General features: G+C 54.1%; 2 tRNA genes and 3 rRNA genes. All 5 read right to left on the bottom strand.

The annotated features are described in order from the left end of the window. Positions 1 to 10 precede the first annotated feature (10 nt). A 5S ribosomal RNA gene (rrf, locus tag B0E48_RS16840) occupies positions 11 to 124 on the bottom strand. Between the two features lie 184 nt (positions 125 to 308). Continuing rightward, positions 309 to 3,190 (bottom strand): 23S ribosomal RNA (locus B0E48_RS16835). A 197-nt stretch (positions 3,191 to 3,387) separates the two neighbouring features. Further along, positions 3,388 to 3,463, bottom strand: a tRNA-Ala gene (locus B0E48_RS16830). A gap of 19 nt (positions 3,464 to 3,482) precedes the next feature. After that, positions 3,483 to 3,559: transfer RNA gene (locus B0E48_RS16825), tRNA-Ile, on the bottom strand. Positions 3,560 to 3,658: 99 nt separating this feature from the next. Next, a 16S ribosomal RNA gene (locus B0E48_RS16820) occupies positions 3,659 to 5,203 on the bottom strand. The 16S, 23S and 5S rRNA genes sit together here with 2 tRNA genes alongside, the layout of an rRNA operon. Positions 5,204 to 5,477: the final 274 nt, after the last annotated feature.

Here is a 5,477-nt window from a genome sequence, read left to right as displayed (position 1 = left end):
GGGATAAAGCCCCTGGCGGTGACCTACTCTTGCATGGCAAAGCCACACTACCATCGGCGCATGCGCGTTTCACTTCTGAGTTCGGGATGGGATCAGGTGGTACCACGCCGCTATGGCCGCCAGGGAAGGGGTGGGAGCAGCGCTGACGCGCCGGCTCCACATTCTTCTTGAAACGTCAGGTCAATGACGCTGACCAGACGCTTCCGTGAGAGGGATCTCACGTGGATAAATCGTAAACGAGTGACAAGCGTCGAGGTGAATTCGAATATATCGAGACGTCGCTAAGGAACGAAGCGTCTTGGGGTTATATGGTCAAGCCTCACGGCTCATTAGTATCAGTTAGCTCCATGCATTGCTGCACTTCCACACCTGACCTATCAACCACGTAGTCTTCATGGTGCCTTAAGGAGAGTCTAGCTCTCGGGAGATCTCATCTTGGGGCGTGCTTCCCGCTTAGATGCTTTCAGCGGTTATCACTTCCGTTCATAGCTACCGGGCAATGCCATGGGCATGACAACCCGAACACCAGCGGAACGTCCACTCCGGTCCTCTCGTACTAGGAGCAGCCCCCCTCAAATCTCCAACGCCCACGACAGATAGGGACCGAACTGTCTCACGACGTTCTGAACCCAGCTCGCGTACCACTTTAAATGGCGAACAGCCATACCCTTGGGACCGGCTACAGCCCCAGGATGTGATGAGCCGACATCGAGGTGCCAAACACCGCCGTCGATATGAACTCTTGGGCGGTATCAGCCTGTTATCCCCGGAGTACCTTTTATCCGTTGAGCGATGGCCCTTCCATACAGAACCACCGGATCACTATGACCTACTTTCGTACCTGCTTGATCCGTCGATCTCGCAGTCAAGCACGCTTATGCCATTGCACACAGTGCGCGATGTCCGACCGCGCTGAGCGTACCTTCGTGCTCCTCCGTTACTCTTTGGGAGGAGACCGCCCCAGTCAAACTACCCACCATACACGGTCCCTGACCCGGATTACGGGCCTAGGTTAGAACGTCAAGCACTTCAGGGTGGTATTTCAAGGTTGGCTCCACGCAAACTGGCGTCTGCGCTTCAAAGCCTCCCACCTATCCTACACAGAAGAACTCAACGTTCAGTGTAAAGCTATAGTAAAGGTTCACGGGGTCTTTCCGTCTTGCCGCGGGAACGCTGCATCTTCACAGCGAATTCAATTTCACTGAGTCTCGGGTGGAGACAGCGCCGCTGTCGTTACGCCATTCGTGCAGGTCGGAACTTACCCGACAAGGAATTTCGCTACCTTAGGACCGTTATAGTTACGGCCGCCGTTTACTGGGGCTTCGATCAAGAGCTTCGCCTTGCGGCTGACCCCATCAATTAACCTTCCAGCACCGGGCAGGCGTCACACCCTATACGTCCACTTTCGTGTTTGCAGAGTGCTGTGTTTTTGATAAACAGTCGCAGCGGCCAGGTTACTGCGACCCATCGACGCTCAGTCACGCACGTGACCACGTCAATGGGCGCACCTTCTCCCGAAGTTACGGTGCCATTTTGCCTAGTTCCTTCACCCGAGTTCTCTCAAGCGCCTTGGGATTCTCACCCTGCCTACCAGTGTCGGTTTGCGGTACGGTTTTTCCATAGCTGAAGCTTAGTGGCTTTTCCTGGAAGCGTGGTGTCAGTCACTTCGCCCAATAGGGCTCGTCTCGGTGCTCGGCATAAAGAATCCCGGATTTGCCTAAGATTCATGCCTACCTCCTTTCCCCGGGACAACCAACGCCCGGTAGACCTAACCTTCTCCGTCCCCACATCGCACTATGGAAAAGTGCAGGAATATTAACCTGCTTCCCATCGACTACGCATTTCTGCCTCGCCTTAGGGGCCGACTCACCCTGCGCCGATTAACGTTGCGCGAGGAAACCTTGGGCTTTCGGCGTGGGGGCTTTTCACCCCCATTATCGTTACTCATGTCAGCATTCGCACTTCCGATACCTCCAGCAGACTTTACAATCCACCTTCACAGGCTTACGGAACGCTCCTCTACCGCGTACACATAAATGTGCACACCCCGAGCTTCGGTGCATAGCTTAGCCCCGTTAAATCTTCCGCGCAGACCGACTCGACCAGTGAGCTATTACGCTTTCTTTAAAGGGTGGCTGCTTCTAAGCCAACCTCCTGGCTGTCTATGCCTTTCCACATCGTTTTCCACTTAGCTATGACTTTGGGACCTTAGCTGCGGGTCTGGGTTGTTTCCCTTTTCACGACGGACGTTAGCACCCGCCGTGTGTCTCCCGTGTAGTACGTGTTGGTATTCGGAGTTTGCCATGGTTTGGTAAGTCGCGATGACCCCCTAGCCATAACAGTGCTCTACCCCCAACAGTATTCGCACGAGGCGCTACCTAAATAGCTTTCGAGGAGAACCAGCTATCTCCGAGTTTGTTTAGCCTTTCACTCCTATCCTCAGCTCATCCCCATCTATTGCAACAGATGTGGGTTCGGTCCTCCAGTGCGTGTTACCGCACCTTCAACCTGGCCAAGGATAGATCACTCGGTTTCGGGTCTACTGCCAGAGACTATGCGCCCTATTCAGACTCGATTTCTCTTCGCCTCCCCTATACGGTTAAGCTTGCCACTGACAGTAAGTCGCTGACCCATTATACAAAAGGTACGCAGTTACCCTTACGGGCTTCCACTGCTTGTACGTATACGGTTTCAGGGTCTATTTCACTCCCCTCTCCGGGGTTCTTTTCGCCTTTCCCTCACGGTACTAGTTCGCTATCGGTCAGTCAGTAGTATTTAGCCTTGGAGGATGGTCCCCCCATGTTCAGACAAGGTTTCACGTGCCCCGCCTTACTCAATTTCACACAAAATGTCTTTTCGTCGACTGGGCTATCACCATCTATGGCCGGGCTTTCCATCCCGTTTGACTAAAACATAATGTGCTTTTGGGCTAGTCCCCGTTCGCTCGTCGCTACTCAGGGAATCTCGGTTGATTTCTTTTCCTCCGGGTACTTAGATATTTCAGTTCCCCGGGTTCGCCCTGCATGGCTATGTATTCACCATGCAGTACTCCTTGCGGAGTGGGTTTCCCCATTCGGACATTGCCGGATCAAAGCTTGTTGCCAGCTCCCCGACACTTTTCGCAGGCTGCCACGTCCTTCATCGCCTCTGACTGCCAAGGCATCCACCGTATACGCTTAGTCGCTTGACCATATAACCCCAAGTCGCCTCGGGATTACACATCCAAACCACTTCGTTACTTGCCTTAACACTTGTCTCGGTTCGGTTCGAACCAAGACGCTTGTCACTCGTTTACTTGTTTTCAAAGAACATCACGCCGGCCTCAATGCCGGATGATTTCAAATCTTTTGTGTGCAACACATCCGCGGCTTTCATGCCAACACCAAGTGGTGGAGCCTGTCGGGATCGAACCGACGACCCCCTGCTTGCAAAGCAGGTGCTCTCCCAGCTGAGCTAAGGCCCCAAGGAATCCCTTGGAATAATGGTGGGTCTGGGTGGACTCGAACCACCGGCCTCACCCTTATCAGGGGTGCGCTCTAACCACCTGAGCTACAGACCCATAAAACTTGGGCCGTTCAGGCCAGCATGCTTGGTTACATGCGGATGTGCAGGTGTCTTGTGTGGACGTCTTGCGTGAAGAGTCACGCCGTCTATCTCGAAAGGAGGTGATCCAGCCGCACCTTCCGATACGGCTACCTTGTTACGACTTCACCCCAGTCATGAACCACTCCGTGGTCGTCGTCCCCCTTGCGGTTAGACTAACGGCTTCTGGAGCAACTCACTCCCATGGTGTGACGGGCGGTGTGTACAAGGCCCGGGAACGTATTCACCGCGGCATAGCTGATCCGCGATTACTAGCGATTCCGACTTCACGAAGTCGAGTTGCAGACTTCGATCCGGACTGGGATCGGCTTTCTGGGATTGGCTCCACCTCGCGGTATTGCAACCCTCTGTACCGACCATTGTAGTACGTGTGTAGCCCTGGCCGTAAGGGCCATGAGGACTTGACGTCATCCCCACCTTCCTCCGGTTTGTCACCGGCAGTCTCCTTAGAGTTCCCGACATTACTCGCTGGCAACTAAGGACAAGGGTTGCGCTCGTTGCGGGACTTAACCCAACATCTCACGACACGAGCTGACGACAGCCATGCAGCACCTGTGTTCTGATTCCCGAAGGCACTCCCGCATCTCTGCAGGATTCCAGACATGTCAAGGCCAGGTAAGGTTCTTCGCGTTGCATCGAATTAAACCACATACTCCACCGCTTGTGCGGGCCCCCGTCAATTCCTTTGAGTTTCAGTCTTGCGACCGTACTCCCCAGGCGGCGAACTTAACGCGTTAGCTTCGACACTGATCTCCGAGTTGAGACCAACATCCAGTTCGCATCGTTTAGGGCGTGGACTACCAGGGTATCTAATCCTGTTTGCTCCCCACGCTTTCGTGCTTCAGCGTCAGTGTTGTCCCAGATGGCCGCCTTCGCCACTGATGTTCCTCCCGATCTCTACGCATTTCACCGCTACACCGGGAATTCCACCATCCTCTGACACACTCTAGCTCGCCAGTATCCATCGCCATTCCCAGGTTGAGCCCGGGGATTTCACGACAGACTTAACGAACCGCCTACGCACCCTTTACGCCCAGTAATTCCGATTAACGCTTGCACCCTTCGTATTACCGCGGCTGCTGGCACGAAGTTAGCCGGTGCTTATTCCTCAGGTACCGTCAGCCCCACCGGTTATTAACCGGTAGTATTTCGCTCCTGATAAAAGTGCTTTACAACCCGAAGGCCTTCTTCACACACGCGGCATTGCTGGATCAGGCTTGCGCCCATTGTCCAATATTCCCCACTGCTGCCTCCCGTAGGAGTCTGGACCGTGTCTCAGTTCCAGTGTGGCTGATCATCCTCTCAGACCAGCTATCGATCGTCGCCTTGGTAAGCCGTTACCTTACCAACTAGCTAATCGAACATCGGTCCGTCTGACCGCGCGAGGCCCGAAGGTCCCCCGCTTTCTCCCGTAGGACGTATGCGGTATTAGCGTAAGTTTCCCTACGTTATCCCCCACGTTCAGGTAGGTCCCGATGCATTACTCACCCGTCCGCCACTCGCCACCCACAGTATTGCTACTGCTGTGCTGCCGTTCGACTTGCATGTGTTAGGCATGCCGCCAGCGTTCAATCTGAGCCAGGATCAAACTCTTCACTTAAGTTTTCGACAACCTCACCCTTGCGGGCTCAGTCATCTATCTTTCCGAAGCGTTAGTTCCCAACCAATCAAAACTCATTACTGACTTTTTACTTGGTGGGACGCTTGCATTTATTGGACAGGTCGTAACCCTCCAACGCAAGGCGTCCACACAATTCACCTGCGCACACTGTCAAAGATCATTCGCTTGTCGCCGATTTCTCGGTGACGCCCCAGAACGTTTCGTCCTAGGTGAGCCGCCCATTCTACATCGCTTTTAGTGACCGTCAACACCC

This window comes from Rhodanobacter sp. C03, assembly GCF_002001175.1.
Lineage (GTDB): Bacteria > Pseudomonadota > Gammaproteobacteria > Xanthomonadales > Rhodanobacteraceae > Rhodanobacter.
Note: the sequence above shows the minus strand (reverse complement) of the source record. Positions and strands in the feature narration are given on the sequence as shown.